18 protein-coding genes, 5 tRNA genes, 1 other RNA gene and 1 pseudogene are annotated in these 17,352 nt (G+C 27.0%); 22 read left to right on the top strand and 3 right to left on the bottom strand.

The features are described 5' to 3' along the window. Window positions 1-45: 45 nt before the first annotated feature. The 3 genes from ACYUEW_RS17885 to ACYUEW_RS17875 all read left to right on the top strand — a co-directional run bounded on the left by ACYUEW_RS17885 (window position 46) and on the right by ACYUEW_RS17875 (window position 407). Window positions 46-136 (top strand) — tRNA-Ser (locus ACYUEW_RS17885). Between the two features lie 20 nt (window positions 137-156). Further along, window positions 157-247, top strand: a tRNA-Ser gene (locus ACYUEW_RS17880). 83 nt (window positions 248-330) lie between these two features. Beyond that, a tRNA-Arg gene (locus ACYUEW_RS17875) sits at window positions 331-407 on the top strand. Window positions 408-443: 36 nt separating this feature from the next. On the opposite strand, the gene ACYUEW_RS17870 is transcribed toward ACYUEW_RS17875, so the two are convergent. The 3 genes from ACYUEW_RS17870 to ACYUEW_RS17860 form a co-directional block, all read right to left on the bottom strand. Further along, a complete protein-coding gene (locus ACYUEW_RS17870; RefSeq protein WP_265204116.1) occupies window positions 444-1,331 on the bottom strand; it encodes a phosphatidylserine decarboxylase in 888 nt (295 codons plus the stop codon). A gap of 102 nt (window positions 1,332-1,433) precedes the next feature. Further along, entirely contained in the window at window positions 1,434-3,032 is a 1,599-nt protein-coding gene (locus ACYUEW_RS17865; protein ID WP_265204117.1) for an ABC1 kinase family protein, read from the bottom strand. A gap of 76 nt (window positions 3,033-3,108) precedes the next feature. Further along, on the bottom strand, window positions 3,109-3,429 hold the full coding sequence (locus ACYUEW_RS17860) for a phasin family protein (RefSeq protein ID WP_003482831.1): 321 nt from the start codon (window positions 3,427-3,429) through the stop codon (window positions 3,109-3,111). A gap of 184 nt (window positions 3,430-3,613) precedes the next feature. On the opposite strand from ACYUEW_RS17860, the gene ACYUEW_RS17855 reads away from it, so the two are divergent. The 19 genes and pseudogenes from ACYUEW_RS17855 to ACYUEW_RS17765 form a co-directional block, all read left to right on the top strand. Then, window positions 3,614-3,690, top strand: a tRNA-Arg gene (locus tag ACYUEW_RS17855). Between the two features lie 133 nt (window positions 3,691-3,823). Then, the gene (locus tag ACYUEW_RS17850; RefSeq protein WP_265204118.1) at window positions 3,824-5,386 is read left to right on the top strand and encodes a sigma 54-interacting transcriptional regulator; all 1,563 of its coding nucleotides are present in this window, start codon (window positions 3,824-3,826) and stop codon (window positions 5,384-5,386) included. 169 nt (window positions 5,387-5,555) lie between these two features. After that, entirely contained in the window at window positions 5,556-6,758 is a 1,203-nt protein-coding gene (gene megL / locus ACYUEW_RS17845; protein ID WP_003482836.1) for a methionine gamma-lyase, read from the top strand. Window positions 6,759-7,007: 249 nt separating this feature from the next. Further along, entirely contained in the window at window positions 7,008-7,454 is a 447-nt protein-coding gene (locus ACYUEW_RS17840; RefSeq protein WP_460277581.1) for a nucleoside deaminase, read from the top strand. Window positions 7,455-7,610: 156 nt separating this feature from the next. After that, a tRNA-Ser gene (locus tag ACYUEW_RS17835) sits at window positions 7,611-7,700 on the top strand. A 10-nt stretch (window positions 7,701-7,710) separates the two neighbouring features. Beyond that, window positions 7,711-7,976: signal recognition particle sRNA large type (gene ffs / locus ACYUEW_RS17830), an RNA gene on the top strand. A 113-nt stretch (window positions 7,977-8,089) separates the two neighbouring features. Then, window positions 8,090-9,715, top strand: a complete 1,626-nt coding sequence (gene dnaX / locus ACYUEW_RS17825) for a DNA polymerase III subunit gamma/tau (protein WP_042384047.1) — start codon at window positions 8,090-8,092, stop codon at window positions 9,713-9,715. Window positions 9,716-9,780: 65 nt separating this feature from the next. Then, window positions 9,781-10,122: a YbaB/EbfC family nucleoid-associated protein gene (locus tag ACYUEW_RS17820; RefSeq protein WP_003482842.1), complete on the top strand. Its 342-nt coding sequence runs from the start codon at window positions 9,781-9,783 to the stop codon at window positions 10,120-10,122. A gap of 32 nt (window positions 10,123-10,154) precedes the next feature. Beyond that, window positions 10,155-10,751: a recombination mediator RecR gene (recR, locus tag ACYUEW_RS17815; protein ID WP_030032720.1), complete on the top strand. Its 597-nt coding sequence runs from the start codon at window positions 10,155-10,157 to the stop codon at window positions 10,749-10,751. Window positions 10,752-10,807: 56 nt separating this feature from the next. Further along, entirely contained in the window at window positions 10,808-11,071 is a 264-nt protein-coding gene (locus ACYUEW_RS17810; protein WP_003482845.1) for a YaaL family protein, read from the top strand. Between the two features lie 146 nt (window positions 11,072-11,217). Beyond that, the gene (locus ACYUEW_RS17805) at window positions 11,218-11,478 is read left to right on the top strand and encodes a pro-sigmaK processing inhibitor BofA family protein (protein WP_003482847.1); all 261 of its coding nucleotides are present in this window, start codon (window positions 11,218-11,220) and stop codon (window positions 11,476-11,478) included. 148 nt (window positions 11,479-11,626) lie between these two features. Continuing rightward, window positions 11,627-12,319 (top strand): DNA/RNA nuclease SfsA, encoded by a 693-nt coding sequence (gene sfsA, locus ACYUEW_RS17800; protein WP_003482849.1) that lies wholly within the window; start codon window positions 11,627-11,629, stop codon window positions 12,317-12,319. Between the two features lie 54 nt (window positions 12,320-12,373). Continuing rightward, complete coding sequence (locus tag ACYUEW_RS17795; RefSeq protein ID WP_265204119.1) at window positions 12,374-12,865, top strand: NAD(+) diphosphatase; 492 nt, start codon at window positions 12,374-12,376, stop codon at window positions 12,863-12,865. Between the two features lie 110 nt (window positions 12,866-12,975). Then, complete coding sequence (locus ACYUEW_RS17790) at window positions 12,976-13,692, top strand: beta/alpha barrel domain-containing protein (protein ID WP_003482853.1); 717 nt, start codon at window positions 12,976-12,978, stop codon at window positions 13,690-13,692. Between the two features lie 141 nt (window positions 13,693-13,833). Then, on the top strand, window positions 13,834-14,622 hold the full coding sequence (locus tag ACYUEW_RS17785) for an EFR1 family ferrodoxin (protein WP_460277576.1): 789 nt from the start codon (window positions 13,834-13,836) through the stop codon (window positions 14,620-14,622). A gap of 18 nt (window positions 14,623-14,640) precedes the next feature. Beyond that, window positions 14,641-14,802, top strand: a complete 162-nt coding sequence (locus ACYUEW_RS17780) for a hypothetical protein (protein WP_003482857.1) — start codon at window positions 14,641-14,643, stop codon at window positions 14,800-14,802. A gap of 385 nt (window positions 14,803-15,187) precedes the next feature. Beyond that, window positions 15,188-15,892, top strand: coding sequence for a tRNA threonylcarbamoyladenosine dehydratase (locus tag ACYUEW_RS17775; protein ID WP_265204120.1), 705 nt, complete (start codon window positions 15,188-15,190; stop codon window positions 15,890-15,892). Window positions 15,893-15,984: 92 nt separating this feature from the next. Then, a complete protein-coding gene (locus ACYUEW_RS17770; protein ID WP_043030864.1) occupies window positions 15,985-17,094 on the top strand; it encodes an MFS transporter in 1,110 nt (369 codons plus the stop codon). Window positions 17,095-17,122: 28 nt separating this feature from the next. Then, a pseudogene (locus ACYUEW_RS17765) lies at window positions 17,123-17,352 on the top strand (GNAT family N-acetyltransferase); the annotation flags it as partial.

Raw genomic sequence — 17,352 nt, 5'->3', positions numbered from 1 at the left:
TGTTATAATTTATTACGTACTCAAGTGAAAAATTTAAAAAAACGTGGAGAGATGGTCGAGTTGGTTTAAGGCACCGGTCTTGAAAACCGGCGTACGGGTGACCGTACCTAGGGTTCGAATCCCTATCTCTCCGCCATTTTTATATAAGGAAGCTATGGAGAAATACTCAAGTGGCTGAAGAGGCGCCCCTGCTAAGGGCGTAGATCGGGTAACCGGTGCGAGGGTTCAAATCCCTCTTTCTCCGCCAAAGCATTTAACTCTAAAGTTAAATGCTTTTTATTATAAGTTGATTTATAATCATTTTTATGTTAAAATAAATATGTCAAATTTGCATCGGTAGCTCAGTTGGATAGAGTAGCTGGCTACGAACCAGTTGGCCGCGGGTTCGAATCCTGCCCGGTGCACCATAAGTAAAAAGTCTTTCGATTTATCGAAAGACTTTTTTATTTTTTGTTCCCAATAGGCTCACCCATTATAACAGATGTTTCATATCCTAATTTACTTTGATTTAATACATCATCATCAATTTTTATAGTATTTTCTTTAAAGAATAAAATTACTGTAGATCCTCCAAATTTAAAATAACCTTTTTCATCTCCTTTTAAAATTTTAGTATTAGGTTTATAAGTCTGTATTATAGAACCTACACAGGTTGCTCCAACTTCCATAAATATTACATCACCAAAGTTTTCACTATGAAAAATAGCATACTCTCTTTTGTTTTTGCAAAATAAACTAGGAATTTTAGATAATGCAATTGGATTTACTGAATAGTAAAAACCATCTAGCTTTATAGTATTTTCACAGGTACCATTGTCTATAAAATGAAATCTATGATAGTCTGTGGGACATAGTCTTAAAACTAAGCAAGTTCCATTGTCATATTCTTTTGCTAATGAATCATTATTTATTAATTCATAAAAACTATAATTGATTCCTTTTACTTCAGTTACTGAATTTAGATTTAAATTTTCATATGCAAGTATTTTACCATCACCTGGGGATATTAAAATATTTTTATCAGCTTTTATAGGTCTAGCTTCTTTTTTTAATTTTCTAGTAAAAAAATCATTAAAGCATTTAAAATTACTTGATTGATTCTCACTTAAAGACATATCAATTTCAAAATCATTAATAAATTTATTTATTTTTTTACTACTTAACTTTCTATCACAATAAAATCCATATATTTTTGAAAAAAACTTCTTTTTTATAAAAACTTCTAAAAGACTCATACCAATAGGTGATGAATAAGTCCAATTTAAATATTTTTCACCTGCAACTTTTTCTATATCATAATCGTTAGTTTTTCTATTGTAATATTTTATCATTAAAAAACCTCTTTCTAAGTAAAATATGATAAATTAATTATTATTTAATTAGCTATAAATGTCAATAAATTAATAGAAATATCGGAAATATTCATAAATAGATTATAATTTACCAGATTTTATTATAGATATAAGAAGCCAAAAACCCATAAAGGCTGCAATAAGATATCCTAATATTCCTATTATAGATATATCATAAAATTTAGGACCAATATTAGAATTAAGTATAAAAGAAGATCCAATTATCATTGAAGATATTATTAAAGCAAAAACTATTCTGTTTATCATTCTATTTAGCTCATTAATTGATCTATCTAAATTATTGACATTAAGTTGAATTTTTGATCTACCATTTAAAATACTATTTAATAGTTGAATAGTTTTAGTAGGAATTTTTGATAAATCTTCTGCAGTTTTATAACTATTTAATATTAATTCGTCCAAATCAATATTTTTAAAAAGATTAATTTTGTTATTGTTTTTTACATAGGGAATTGCAATATCTAATATTTGAATATTAGGATCTATTTTTTCTAATATACCCTCTATTATAATTAAGCTTCTTATAAGCATGGTTAATTCTTTAGGTAAACTAATATTATTATTATTAGCACATTGAAAGACTTCTTGAAGCATAGAGGACATTTTTATATTTTTTAAGGGAGTAGAAAGATAAATATCAAATAAATAATTTATATCTTCAAATAAATTATTTTTATTTATATAACCTTTTTTTATTCCAATAGACAAAAGTACAGATATAAGTTTATCTACATCTTTAAAAGCTACAGCAAACATAGCTTCATTTAAATAATTTTTCAAATCAGATGTAAGAGTACCCATTATTCCAAAATCAATATAACATATTTTACCTTGACGTATGAAAATATTTCCAGGGTGAGGATCACCATGAAAAAAACCATCTTCAAAAATTTGTTTTAATATAGATATAGCTAATTTATGGGCTACATCTTTTTTATCATAATTTAATTCATCTAAAGACTTTGTATCAGTTATCTTAAAACCATGAATTTTTTCCATAGTAATTATCTTACTGCTACAGTATTTATCTATGGTGTTAGGGATATAAATGCATTTTAGATTTTTATTAAAGTATTTAAACTTTTTAATATTTTCTTTTTCATTAGTAAAGTCTAATTCTAAATTAGTTGCATTTATTAGCTCATCTATAGCCTCTTTAGGATCTATCAATGTATCAAAGGTTTTAATTTTTCCAAGAGTAAATATTTTTTTTAATATGGCTAAATCCATGTTCATTTTTTCTTTTATTTCTGGTCTTTGAATTTTTACTATAACTTCTTCATTATTATGAAGTTTGGCAGAATAAACCTGGGATATGGAAGCAGAAGCTAAAGGTTTTTTATCAAAATCTAAAAAAGCATCCTCTATTGATATATTAAATTCCTCAAAGAATATTTTGTTTATATCATTATAATTATCTTCAGGTACACTGTCTTGAAGTTTGGATAATTCTTTTATATAAGGCTCTGATAATATATCAGGTCTTGTGCTTAATATTTGGCCTATTTTTATAAAGGTAGGTCCTAACTCTTCAAAGGCTTTTCTTAAGTTTTCAGGTGCTTTATATTCGTTAAATTTTGAATCTACAATGTGACCAAAACCATAGAATGCTAATATTTTTATTATTTCTTTAAATCTTTGAACAGAACTTAAGTACATTTTAATACCTCTCTGATAACTTTTATCTATATTATAGTATAAATAAAAGCCCTAACCTTAGTTGGGCTTATTAATATTATTTTTCTAATTCAGAAATTTTAGCTTCAATTGATTTTATTTTATTATTTATATCATTTAAATCATTTTTATTAACAAAGTTTAATTCATTAAATATAGAAATTATATCTTCCTTTGTAAGCTGTTTTTCTTCAGATGAATTTTTACATTTTTTATTTTCATCAACAGTTCTTTTTAATTCCTCAGATAATTCTTTACCTTCATTTACAGTAATTTTACCCTTTTGAACCATTTCATCTATTAGATTAGAGGCTTTTTCATAGGTATAAGCAGCTGAACCAATACCAGCTAAAAGTATATTTTTAAATTCGTTTATCACAATATACACCTCCTACTTTTACATATATTATACTACAATAGAATATGCTACATAAATTAAATAATTATTAACTTTAGTATTAACTATAATTATTGAAATTATAGCTAAAATAAGTTATAATATATACAATTCTTGACAATGATCATGAATTGTAATAAACTATTAAAAGTAAAAGAATAAATGAGCGCTCGTAGCTCAGTAGGATAGAGCAGCAGTTTCCTAAACTGCGTGCCGCAGGTTCGATTCCTGTCGGGCGTACCAAAAGCCTTATAACTTAATTGTTATAAGGCTTTTTATTTTTTTGTAAATAATAATCTTAATTAAATATAATTTAAATTTGATATAATATAAACTAATAGGTATTATTTAGTATTCCATAAAAGGAGCGAATTCTATGAAAAATTCTATAAAATTAGAAATAATAACAGAAGATCGTTTAGGCATGGTGCTAGATATTTTAAATGCTTTATATAACGAGAATATGGATATAAAATCTCTAGAGGTATTCCCTAAAAGAATATATATGAAAATAAATAAGAATAGTTCTTACAACAAAAGTATACTAATTAAAAAAATAAAAAATATAAGAGGAGTTGTAACTGTAAAAAAGACAGATATATTACCATATGAAAAAAATGAAAAAAAATTATTTACTATAATTGATTCTTTAGAAGAAGGAGTAATTTTTGTAAATGAAAAATGCCAAATAGAAGTTTTTAATAAGTATTGTGAAAATCTATTTAATACTTTAAAAGAGAATGTAATTAAAAAACATATAAAAGAAATTTTAGGACAAAATCAACTTATACTAGACGCTTTAAAAATGGGAAAAAATTATGATAATCTACAAATTTTTATTAATAATAAGAATAAAAAAGGAATGTATATATCTACAGCAAGAGCTATTAAAGATGATGGAAATAAATCAATAGGTTCTGTTATATTAATAAAAGATTTACAAGAGACTATTGAAATAGCAAATTCTATTAAATATAAAGAAGAAGAAGCATTTAAAGGAATAATAGGAAATAGTGTTTGCATGGAAAATTTAAAAGAAATATGTAAATCAGTTGCTAAAACAAATTCAACAGTATTAATTCGTGGAGAATCTGGAACAGGAAAAGAACTTTTTGCAAAGGCTATATATAAATTAAGTCTAAGAAACAATAAAAATTTTGTTACTGTAAATTGTGCTGGGCTGCAGGATAATTTAATAGAAAGTGAACTTTTTGGTTATGAATCAGGAAGTTTTACAGGAGCTAAATCTAATGGAAAACAAGGATTTTTTAAGCTAGCTAATAAAGGCACTATATTTTTAGATGAAATTGGAGAACTTCCTCTTAATATCCAATGTAAGTTTTTAAGAGTGCTGCAAGAGGGGACTATAAGAAAAATAGGAAGTACTAAGGAAGAAAAAATAGATGTAAGGATAATTGCGGCTACTAATAGAAACTTAGAAGAAATGGTTTTAAATGGACAATTTAGAGAAGATTTATACTATAGATTAAATGTAGTACCTATAGTTATACCTCCACTAAGGGAAAGAAAAGATGATATACAGCTATTGGTAGATAATTTTGTTAAAATTTTAAATAAAAATTTTCATAAAAATATTAGATATGTTGATAAGAAATTTATAAACGAATTATTAAAATATGATTTTCCAGGTAATATTAGGGAACTTGAAAATATAATTGAAAGGGCTATGAATTTATGTTCAGACAATATATTAAGTGATAAAAAATTCACTATAAATACTAGCAATACATTAATAGATAATAAAAGTAGTGAAAGTGGTGCATTACCTTTACAAGATATAGTAGAGAAGGCAGAAAAATCTGCTATACAGAGTGCAGTGAATGAATATAAAAGTTTAAGAAAGGTAGGTAAAGTATTAGGAGTTTCCCATACCACTGTAATGAATAAAGTAAAAAAGTATGGAATAGTCTGTAAATAAATATTTACAACTGTAAAAAAACATTGCCACTTGCAAATAAAATAATAACATAGAATATTGATATAATCCTATATCTTCAATGGTGATATTGTTAATTTATATGTTTATAACCATTGGCATATTATTTGCTCAAATATATATATATATATATTTGAAAGGGGATTAATATATGGAGAATATTAAAAAAATGGGGTTTGCCACAAAGGCTATACATGGAGGACATATAGGAGATAAACAGTTTGGTTCATTAGCAACACCAATATATCAAACATCTACATTTATATTTGATTCTGCAGAGCAAGGGGGAAGAAGATTTGCAGGAGAAGAAAGTGGATATATATATTCAAGGTTAGGTAATCCTACATCTACAGAAGTAGAGAATAAATTGGCTTTGTTAGAAGGTGGAGAAGCAGCTGTTGTAGCAGCATCAGGTATGGGTGCTATAGCAGCATCTTTGTGGTCAGCTTTAAAGTCAGGAGATCATGTAGTTGCATCAGATACTTTATATGGGTGCACATTTGCACTATTAAATCATGGATTAACAAGATATGGAGTAGAGGTTACATTTGTAGATGTATCTAATTTAGATGAGGTAAAGAATGCATTAAAACCAAATACTAAAGTAGTTTATCTGGAAACTCCAGCTAATCCAACACTAAAGGTTACTGATATTAGAAAGATATCAAATATGGTTCATGAGAGCAATAAAGAGTGTTTTGTTTTTGTTGATAATACTTTTTGTACGCCATACATACAAAGACCATTAGAATTAGGTGCTGATGTGGTTGTACATTCTGCTACTAAATATTTAAATGGTCATGGTGATGTTATAGCTGGATTTGCAGTAGGAAAAGAAGAATTTATAAATCAAGTTAAATTATTTGGCATAAAAGATATGACAGGATCAGTTACAGGACCTTTTGAGTCATTCTTAATAATAAGAGGAATGAAGACATTACAATTAAGAATGGAAAAACATTGTAAAAATGCTATGGAAGTAGCAAAGTTTTTAGAATCACATCCAGCAGTTGAAAAAGTTTATTATCCAGGATTGGAAAGCTTTAAATACTATCAGCTTGCTAGAGAGCAGATGAAATTACCTGGTGCTATGATTTCCTTTGAGTTAAAGGGTGGAGTAGAAGAAGGAAAAATAGTTATGAATAATGTTAAATTAGCAACTCTTGCAGTAAGTCTCGGAGATTCAGAAACACTAATTCAGCATCCAGCATCAATGACACATTCTCCTTATACAGCAGAAGAAAGAAAAGCAGCTGGTATAAGCGATGGATTAGTAAGATTATCTGTAGGTCTTGAAGATGCAGAAGATATAATAGATGATTTAAAACAAGCTTTAGATTTAATAGTTAAGTAATTATTCCATAAAAAATGCAAATGTTGATTACTTTCATAAGGAAGCAACATTTGTTATTATAAATATAAACAGAGTTCTAAGCTTCAGAGGCAGTTTTTACTTCCCCTGGAGCTTAGAAATCGTTATCCAGGGACGTACCCGCTCTTTACTCCCACTTTGAAGAAGATGGGAGTATTAGAGCTGGTAGTCATCGGATAAAAATAGAGAAATAATATTATATAAAGATGTTGATATAAAAAGGAGTTTTACATGAATAGTTATATAGAATATGCAATAATTGAAGCAAAAAAAGCATTAGCAATAGGAGAAGTACCTGTTGGAGCTGTTATAGTTAAAGAAAATAAAATTATAGCAAAAAGTCATAACTTAAAAGAGGAATTAAAGGATCCAACAGCTCATGCGGAAGTATTAGCTATAAAAAAGGCATGTAAGATACTTGGAAACTGGAGATTAAAAGGATGTAAGATGTATGTAACATTAGAACCCTGTGCTATGTGTGCTAGTGCAATAGTTCAATCTAGAATAAGTGAATTACATATAGGAACTTTTGATCCAGTAGGAGGGGCTTGTGGATCAGTAGTAAACATTACAAATAATAGTTATTTAAAAAGTAATTTAACTATTAAATGGTTATATAATGATGAGTGTAGTAAAATAATAACAAATTTTTTCCAAAATATTAGAAAAAATATATAAAAGTGTTTTAATTTAAAATAATAAATACAATTAATGTATTTATTTTAATATAATTACATTAATTCAAAATAAATATTATATTAAAGTATTGAAGTTATTATAATTTCATAGTATAATACTTTATGTTGACAATAAAATAATGATTAAAAGATTTATGGAGAGATGTCCGAGTGGTTTAAGGAGCACGCCTGGAAAGCGTGTATAGGGGCAACTCTATCGGGGGTTCGAATCCCCCTCTCTCCGCCATTTAATCTTTCCGTGCTAGATGGGGAGTTAGCGGTGCCCTGTAACCTGCAATCCGCTACAGCAGGGTTGAATTCTTCGCTTAGGCTTTAACTTGTGGGGTCTGGCCTGTAAAAGTGGTGTTGATAATTGGGTCCCACGCAACGGAAATTCATGAACTCCGTCAGATCCGGAAGGAAGCAGCGGTAAGTGAACACTTTCGTGTGCCGTGGATAAACCTGATTTGAGCTAACTGTACAGGTAACGCTCATAAGTTAACAGACAAAGCGAAGTGCACGGTTTAATAAGAATTTTAAAGGTACTTTTAAAGGTACCTTTTATTTTTTATAATAAAATATTAGTGTATAATATTATATATAGTTTCAATTATTTATGGTAAGAAGGTGGTAACAGTGGGTTATACCGCATTATATAGAGAGTGGAGACCAAGAACATTTAAAGAGGTAGTTGGACAAAAACATATAACAGTAACACTTAAAAATCAAGTTATAGAAAAAAGAATAGCTCATGCTTATCTTTTTTGTGGAACAAGAGGTACTGGAAAGACCTCTACAGCTAAAATACTATCAAAGGCAGTAAATTGTTTAAATCCTAAGGATGGCGAACCTTGTAATGAATGTGAAATTTGTAATAAAATAAATAGTGGAACTTTAATGGATGTAATAGAAATGGATGCTGCATCTAAGAGAAAATTAGAGGATATAAAAGAAGTTATAGAAAATGTAAAATATCCACCACAGGAAGGAAAAAACAAGGTTTACATAATGGATGAGGTTCATATGTTAACTCAAGAAGCAGTAAATGCTTTTTTAAAAACTTTAGAAGAACCTCCGAGTAATGTAATATTCATATTAGCAACTACAGATCCCCAAAAATTACCTATAACTATATTATCTAGATGTCAAAGATTTGATTTTAGAAGAATAAGAAATGAGGAAATATTTGAAAGGCTTAGATCCATAGTATCAGAACAGGGAATATATGCAGATGATAAAAGCCTTAATCTTATAGCTAGAATGTCAGATGGGGCTATGAGAGATGCTCTTAGTATATTAGATCAAGTTATATCTACTGGAGATGGGAAAGTAGAGTATGATCAAGTTTTAGATATGCTAGGATTAGTTACTAATGAAAATCTTCTAATAATTACAAACAGTATAATAGAAAAAGATGTAGAAAAATCTATGAGAATAATAGAAGATATAGTGTTAAGTGGAAAAGATATAAATAATTTTATGAAAGATATGATAACCCATCTTAGAAATATACTTATGGTAAAAGTAAGTAAAAATCCAGACGAAATATTAGATATGTCCAGTGAAAATATTGATTTAGTAAAAGAGCAGGCTGAAAAAATAAGAATAGAAGAAATAATGAGAAATATAAAAATACTTCAAGAGGCAGAACAACAATCTAAATGGGTAAAACAAAGTAGAATATATTTAGAATTGGCTGTGCTTAAGATGTGTAAAATAGAATATGATACATCTAAAGAAGTAATACTTTCAAGGCTTAATAAAATAGAAGAGCTTATAAAATCAGGTAATATAAAATTAGCAATGAAGGAAGAAAAGAAAAAAACAGAATCAAAAGAATTTGATATAAAAAAAATAAAAGAAAATATAAAAGATGAGAAAATAGAAGAAAATTTATTAGAGGAATATAATAAAGACTCTAAATTAACTGTAGAAACTGTAAAAAAAATGTGGCATGATATATTAGAAGCCTTTAAAGCAAGAAGACTTATGGTATTATATGCAGCTTTAGTTACTGCAAATATAACAGATTGCAAAGAAGGTATTATTACTTTAAATTATAATAAGCAGTATTCTTTTAATAAAAAGAGATTAGAAAAGCCAGAAAATAATAAAATAGTTCAGGAAATTTTTTCTGAGGTACTAAAAGAGAAAGTTAGAATAATATATACTGTAGAAGAAAAGGCTAAAGAAGAAAATTTACCAGAAGAAATTTTAAAAAATACTTTTGGAGAGAATATACTAGAAATAATTGATGAATAGCTAGTTAAATATTACAATTATGATATAATAAAAATCGAATTATTTATATTAAGGAGGAATTTTTTATGGCAAAAGGTGGATTCCCTAACATGGGTGGAGCAAATATGAATAACTTAATGAAACAGGCTCAAAAACTTCAACAAGATATGGAAAAAATGCAGGTAGAAATGGAAAAGAAAGAGTTTTCAGCTACAGTCGGAGGTGGAGCAGTTATAGCTGTTGCTAATGGCAAGAAACAAATAGTAGATATAAGAATTAAACCAGAAGTTGTAGATGAAGATGACATAGAAATGCTTCAAGATTTAATAATGAGTGCATGCAATGAAGCTTTAAAGAAAGCTGAAGAAGACACTTCAAGTGAAATGAAAAGATTAACTGGAGGAATGAACTTACCAGGAATGTTCTAAATTTAAGCTAAAGTAAAATAGAGGTGAAAGATTTGGATTTTTATCCTATAGCTATAGAAAAATTAATAGAAGAGTTTGCTAAATTACCGGGCATAGGTTATAAAACAGCCCAAAGACTTACTCTATATGTATTAAATTTACCTAAAGAAGAGGTAAAAGAATTTTCAGAGGCCTTAGTAAAAGCTAGAGGCACAATTAAATATTGTTCTGTATGCGGTAATTTTACAGATAAAGATCCTTGTGCTATATGCGGTAATCCTAATAGGGATAAATCTATTATTTGTGTAATAGAACAACCTAAGGATATAATGTCTATGGAAAAAATAAGAGAATATAATGGAGTATACCATGTATTACATGGCAATATATCTCCTATGGCAGGAAGAGGTCCTGAAGATATAAAATTACGAGAATTAATAAGAAGAGTAGATGGTAGTGTAAATGAAGTTATAGTTGCTACTAATCCTAATGTAGAAGGAGAAGCAACAGCTATGTATATATCTAAAATATTAAAGCCTCTAGGAGTTAAAGTTACAAGAATTGCCCACGGAGTACCAGTAGGTGGGGATTTAGAGTATGCAGATGAGGTTACTTTAGCTAAAGCTTTAGAAGGAAGAATAGAATTATAAAAAAAATTTATGAATATAATTCCCATTTTACGTCTATTATTGAAATAGGAGATAAAATGGGAGGTTTTTTTATAATGAAAAAATTAAATAATATGCAAAACGAAAAAAAATTATTACTAGAATCTATAGACAGTGTAGTATCAGAGATAAATAATATAAGAAGATTGTTTGAGAATGCAAGTGATCCTAAACTAATTGATTATGCTATATATATGGAAGAGGCATTAAAAGCCAAATATATTTATCTCTTAAAAGAAGCTAAAGAAAAAGGTATCAAGGTAGAATATTGTGATACCATAAAAGAAGTTGAAGTAGGATAACTTTATATTTAATAAACCATTAGAAATATAAAATTCTAATGGTTTATTTTTTATTATTTTTTACTTAATATAATATTAAAACAATATATAATTTTTAGTATTAATATAGAATATATATATAATATATATTAGGAGGTGCTCAGTTTATGGGAGTAGAATATATTGCTTATTTTGTTTTAGCTATATTTTTGTTGTTTGTAATAGTAAAAATATTTTCATGGCCATTAAAAGTTCTACTAAGCTTAATAGGAAACGCTATTTTAGGAACAGTATTATTATTAATTTTAAATGTGGTTGGAGGAGCGTTCAATTTTTACATAGGTATAAATATATGGACAGCATTAATAGCTGGATTCTTTGGAATACCAGGAGTTATATTTCTTATAATATTTAAATTATTTCTATAAATCTGTGGATAACTTAAAAAAATAGAAGTTTTCAACAATACGCAGGTTAATGTGTGGATAAAATCTGTGGATATGTGTATAATTATATTTGAATTTATATATTACCTATGAGAGGAGGATTATCGAAATTTTTTTCGATAAAATAAATTTGAAAATAACTAAAAATATATTAAAAGCTGAATTTATAAAAAGGCCAAATAGATTTCAAGCTTATGTAAAGATAAATAAGGAAATAGAAATGGTTCATGTACCCAATACCGGAAGATGTAAGGAGATATTAACACCAGGCTCTACGGTTATATTGAGGGAAGAAAATAATGAAAATAGAAAAACTCGATATGATTTAATAGCTGGATATAAAGGAGATATGCTTATAAGTATAGATTCCCAGATACCTAATAAGGTGGTTCATGAAGCATTAATGAACTTTAAAATAGAAATTCTTAAAGAATACACTAACATTAAAAAGGAAAAAACCTTTGGGAAAAGTAGATTTGATTTTAAATTAGAAAAAGAAAATGGACAAATATACTATTTAGAAGTAAAAGGGGTAACTCTTGAAAATGATGGTTTAACTATGTTTCCAGATGCCCCTACGGAAAGAGGAACAAAACATATATTAGAACTTATAGATGTGAAAGATAAAGGAATGGGAGCAGGAGTACTATTTTTAATACAATTAAATGGTGTGAAGAAATTTACACCGAATCATAAAATGGATGAGAAGTTTGGAAAAGCTTTAAGGTTAGCAAAAGAAAAGGGTGTAGATATTTTAGCCTATGATTGTTTAGTTGAAGAGAATAGTATTTCTTTAAATAACCCTGTACCAATAGAAATCTAGACAAAATTTGAAATTACGAGAAGTGGAGGGAAAGCTTTTTATTAAGCTGAATATATGAAATTTAAATATTGTCCACTATGTGGGGAAAAATTAATCGAAAAATATAGTTGGGATGAAGGGGGAGTCCCATACTGTAAAAAGCATAACATAATGTATTTTGATACTCCTAAACCATGTATTGTAGTAGGTGTAATTAAAGAAGAACATGTTTTGTTGTTAAAGCAAAGTTACATATTTAAAAATTCTAAAGTTCTTTTATCAGGATATGTATCTAGTGGAGAGACCGTTGAAGAAGCTGTTCACAGGGAAGTTAAAGAAGAAGCTGGTATTAATATAAAAGATTTGAAATATCTAGGAAGTGATTATCTAGAGAGTAAAGATATAGTTATGATTACATTTATGGCAACATATAAAGACGGAATTTTAAACAAATCAGAAGAAGTAGAATGGATTAATTGGATACCTATAAAAGAAGCTATAGATCACATGGAAGAAGATGAAATAGGGAAAAAAATAATAAGAAAAATAATGAAGAATTATTTGTGAATAAATTTAAAACTTTAAGAAGAGGATAAAAATAAGAAGGGTTTTAATAAATACATATAGAATCTATTTATTAAAAAATTAAAGCTTTTTAAGGAGGAAAAAATGAGTAAATGAGTAACAAAATTGAAAAAACACCTAAACGTGTACCGGAAATAAAAGGTGTATTAAGAAGTCATATGATAGAAGTTCCTTCAATTATTAGAGAAGCTAGTGGTATTAGAGTTTTTGGAAAAAGAATAAAATCCTTTGTATATAGTACAGATGTTGCTGTTATTAAAAATACTAACGCAGATGCTGTAATAGCAGTATATCCTTTTACTCCTCAACCCATAATAACTCAATCTTTAATTTTAGCTGCGGATATTCCTGTTTTTTGTGGTGTAGGAGGAGGATTAACCACTGGAAAAAGAGTTGTTAATTTGGCCTTAGATGCTGAATTTAAAGGTGCTATGGGTGTTGTTGTAAATAATCCAACTCCTAATGATGTAATACAGCAAATAAAAGATACTATAGATATTCCTATTGTAGTAACAGTCGTATCAGAGTATGAAGACATAGAAGAGAGAATTAATTCAGGAGCCACTATACTTAATATATCAGGAGCTAAAAAAACAGCGTACATAGTTAGAGAAATAAGAAAACGATATCCTGACTTCCCTATAATAGCTACAGGAGGGCCAAGTGAAGCTAGCATAAAAGAAACCATAGAAGCAGGTGCAAATGCTATAACATATACACCACCCCCAGCATCAGACATATTTAGTGAAGTTATGGATAAATATAGATTTAATTTTAAAAAGGAACATGATAGAATGGAAAATGAATAATCCTAAAGGAGCTTAAGTTTAAACTTAAGCTCCTTTTAAGAAAGTTTTAATACTTTTGTAAATATATTTAATATATATAATGTTATTATAAAGTAGTGTAAGTATATATATTTAGAAAGGTATTAGGATGGGAGGGCTAATATGAATGGGATACTATTTTACTTTAGTGGAACAGGTAATACCAAATGGGTAGCAGATAAAATAGAAAGTAAATTATGCAAATTAGATAATACTATACATAAAGTTAATATAGAAAATGTTGATGAGGATGTATTAAATAAAATTCATAATTATAATTTTATAATAATAGGAACACCTATCTATGCTGAGATGGGGCCAAAACTAATACAGGATTTTGTTAATAATATTCCTAAAGCAAAAGAAAAAATTAAATGCATACTATATTCAACTCAAGGCGGCAATACTGCTTGTGAAACAGAGAGTATGCATAAAATTTTATGTGATAAGGGTTATGATATAGTTATAAAGATTAATATAAAGATGATAAATAATTATTATTTTTCTTTAGGTAAAAAGCCAGATAAAGCTGAAATAGAAAATATATTAAGAAATGCAGAAAAAAAAGTAGATCTAGTTGTAGATAAATTTTCAAAGGGAGAAAGATATTTAGAAAATATAAGTAAAACTAGATTATTTTTGGGGAAAATAGCATCTAAAGGATTTAATAAATTCCTTCCCAAATTATCAAACAATCTTAAATCTACAGAACATTGTATTAAATGTGGTATGTGTGTTAGAAATTGTCCAAAAGGAAATATAGTATTTGAAAATGGAGGAGTAGTTTTTCATAGTAATTGTATATTGTGCTTAAGATGCATATATATATGTCCAAGTAATGCAATATTCTATAAAGAAAAAAGAATAGATCAAATAGAAAAAAATATAATAAAATTATTGGACATAAAATAGGAGGCAAGGTATTATAATATGAATATAAATAGTGATAATTGTAGCAAATGTATAGATATATTAAAAAGTAACTGTGATGGTAATGTAGAAAACTGTATTTGTAAAAAGTGTGTTAGAAATATAGAAAAGTGTATAATTACTAAGTATTGTTCAGAAACAGAATCTACATTAAGTATATAGCAAATGGTAAAAAATACAATACATTGATAAAATAGCAAAAATATGGTAATATTTTAAATATACTATACTTTTAAAAATTGATAATAACAGTTTTTAAAGTTTTATTTTTTTAATAATATATAATTTAAGTTTCGGAATAAGGGTTAAATAATTATATATTGTTATGAAAATTATAATTTTATAACAATCTAACGGTTAAAAAAGGCTAGGAAATAGTTTTGTTATAAAAAAATTTATATAGCTTTATAAACTGTTTATGATTTAAACCTCTATTCTTAATTTGAGCGGTTATATATAAGAATAGGGGTTTTTATAATTTTTGTGGATTAAATAATTGATTTTATTATAAAATAGTAGTAATTAAATAAAAACAAGGAGGATTAAAATGGAGAACTGGTTACAAAGAACTGAATTTTTAATAGGAAAAGAGGCTATAGAAAAATTAAATAAAAGTAAAGTTGTGGTTTTAGGTGTTGGAGGAGTAGGAAGTTTTGTAATAGAAGCATTAGTTAGATCTGGAGTAGGGAATATAGCAATAATTGATAATGATACAATAGATATAACTAATATAAATAGACAAATTCATGCTAATCTAAATACTGTTGGAAAATCTAAAGTTGAGGTAATGAAAGAGAGAATATTATCTATAAATCCTAATTGTAATGTTAAAACTCATCAAGTATTTATAAATGAAGGTAATATAAGTGAAATAGTGGATAAGGATACAGATTATGTTGTAGATGCTATAGATACGGCTTCTTCTAAAATATTAAGTATAGTATGGTGTGATAAGAATAATATAAATATAATAAGTAGTATGGGTACAGCAAATAAATTATACCCTAGTAAATTAAAAATAGCAGATATATATGATACTAAAGTATGTCCATTAGCTAAGATTATGAGATATGAACTTAGAAAGAGGAATATAAAAAGTCTGAAGGTTCTATATTCAGAAGAAACTCCAATAAAAAATAATAATAGACCATTAAATGATAAAGGTAGGCCAACGCCAGCTAGTATAGCTTTTGTTCCACCTTGTGCTGGTCTTATAATAGCAGGAGAGGTAGTAAGAGATATAATTAAATAAAGTATATATTAATTAAATTTATTAAATTTATTAGGGGGGAATAAGCCATAAAGAATAAAAATTTTATTTTATTGTTATATATTTTTTTAACAATGATACTAGTAGCGGTTTGTGATAGTACAAGGGGGATTTTTATTCCTATATTCAAAAATGAGTTTAATGTAAATAATACTAAAATAGGATTAATGATTACTATAAGTACATTGGGCTACACAGTATTTACATATTTGGGTGGTATACTATGCCAAAAGAAAGGCCAGAAGAGAGTTTATTCTATAGGACTTTTAATAATAAGTATATCTTTTTTATTATTAAATTTTACGCCTAATTATATAATTCTTGTTATTTTAATGTTTTTGATAAACGGAGGCCAAGCTTTCTTAGCTATATCTAGTAATACAATAATACCTATAATTTTTATAAGTTTTCAGGCTATAATAATGAATTTAGCTCATTTTAATTATGGAATGGGATTAGCTTTATCACAAAGAATTTCTGGTATGCTTTTGTATAGAGGTATAACCTGGAGAAGAATATACCTTTATTTATCAATTATAACTTTCATAGTATATCTATTGTTATTTTTTATTAATGTACCTGTGATTAATAAGTTAAAAGACGATAATAAATTAAAATCCAAAGAAATTTTTAAAGATAAATTATTATATTTTTATATATTTGCATTAGGATTTTATGCATTTAGTGAAATAGCTACAGGAAATTGGTTTGTTAATTTAATGGAGAATGGATATAAATATAATAAAAATCAAAGTTCATATTATATATTTTTATTTTCAGCCTTATTTGCTTTAGGGAGATTATTAGGGGGATTTTTAGTAGAAAAATTCAACTATATAAAGGCTGTATGTACATCTTTGACTGTGGCTTTAATAATGTATTCTATAGGCATAACATTAGGACAAAAGGGGCTAATTTTGATATCATTATCTGGAATATTTTTTTCTATAGTATATCCTACAGTAGTATTAACTATTAGCAAAGTATATTCTACTAATAGTTCTTATGTAACAGGAATAGTAGTAACCTTATCTTCTTTTGTAAATATGATTATAAATTTTTTAATGGGATATCTAAATGATTTAATAGGTATTTATATATCATATTATCTTATTCCTATAAGTTTGTTTATTTCCTTAATGTTCATGTTTTTAATACACAAAAATATAAAAAAATTAGCCTAAAATTTTTGACGTGTAGGGGAGAGGATTTATGAACAATAAATTTAAGGTAAGCATAGAATTAGCGAAAGGTACAGTAAATGAATATATAATTAAAGATATTACAGGGATAAGTATAGGTAGAATATTCTTATTAGAGTTATCTAAAAAAAATAAATATGGCTGTTTTAGATTAAATCTTTATAGAGATGGTGAAAATTCAAATATTTATTTAAATTATATATTAAAAGATTTTTTACAGTATTTATTTTATAAAAAAGA

Source organism: Clostridium sp. CTA-1 (assembly GCF_054768215.1).
The sequence above is the reverse complement of the archived record's forward strand: the minus strand, read 5'-3'. Positions and strand labels throughout refer to the sequence as shown.

Bases quoted from the DNA above. Each gene is read 5' to 3' on its own strand.
- ACYUEW_RS17870 (WP_265204116.1), bottom strand. From the start codon at position 1,331: ATGATAAAATATTACAATAGAAAAACTAACGATTATGATATAGAAAAA.
- ACYUEW_RS17865 (WP_265204117.1), bottom strand. From the start codon at position 3,032: ATGTACTTAAGTTCTGTTCAAAGATTTAAAGAAATAATAAAAATATTA.
- ACYUEW_RS17850 (WP_265204118.1), top strand. From the start codon at position 3,824: ATGAAAAATTCTATAAAATTAGAAATAATAACAGAAGATCGTTTAGGC.
- megL (WP_003482836.1), top strand. From the start codon at position 5,556: ATGGAGAATATTAAAAAAATGGGGTTTGCCACAAAGGCTATACATGGA.
- ACYUEW_RS17840 (WP_460277581.1), top strand. From the start codon at position 7,008: ATGAATAGTTATATAGAATATGCAATAATTGAAGCAAAAAAAGCATTA.
- ACYUEW_RS17820 (WP_003482842.1), top strand. From the start codon at position 9,781: ATGGCAAAAGGTGGATTCCCTAACATGGGTGGAGCAAATATGAATAAC.
- ACYUEW_RS17810 (WP_003482845.1), top strand. From the start codon at position 10,808: ATGGGAGGTTTTTTTATAATGAAAAAATTAAATAATATGCAAAACGAA.
- ACYUEW_RS17805 (WP_003482847.1), top strand. From the start codon at position 11,218: ATGGGAGTAGAATATATTGCTTATTTTGTTTTAGCTATATTTTTGTTG.
- ACYUEW_RS17795 (WP_265204119.1), top strand. From the start codon at position 12,374: ATGAAATTTAAATATTGTCCACTATGTGGGGAAAAATTAATCGAAAAA.
- ACYUEW_RS17790 (WP_003482853.1), top strand. From the start codon at position 12,976: ATGAGTAACAAAATTGAAAAAACACCTAAACGTGTACCGGAAATAAAA.
- ACYUEW_RS17785 (WP_460277576.1), top strand. From the start codon at position 13,834: ATGAATGGGATACTATTTTACTTTAGTGGAACAGGTAATACCAAATGG.
- ACYUEW_RS17780 (WP_003482857.1), top strand. From the start codon at position 14,641: ATGAATATAAATAGTGATAATTGTAGCAAATGTATAGATATATTAAAA.
- ACYUEW_RS17775 (WP_265204120.1), top strand. From the start codon at position 15,188: ATGGAGAACTGGTTACAAAGAACTGAATTTTTAATAGGAAAAGAGGCT.
- ACYUEW_RS17770 (WP_043030864.1), top strand. From the start codon at position 15,985: ATGATACTAGTAGCGGTTTGTGATAGTACAAGGGGGATTTTTATTCCT.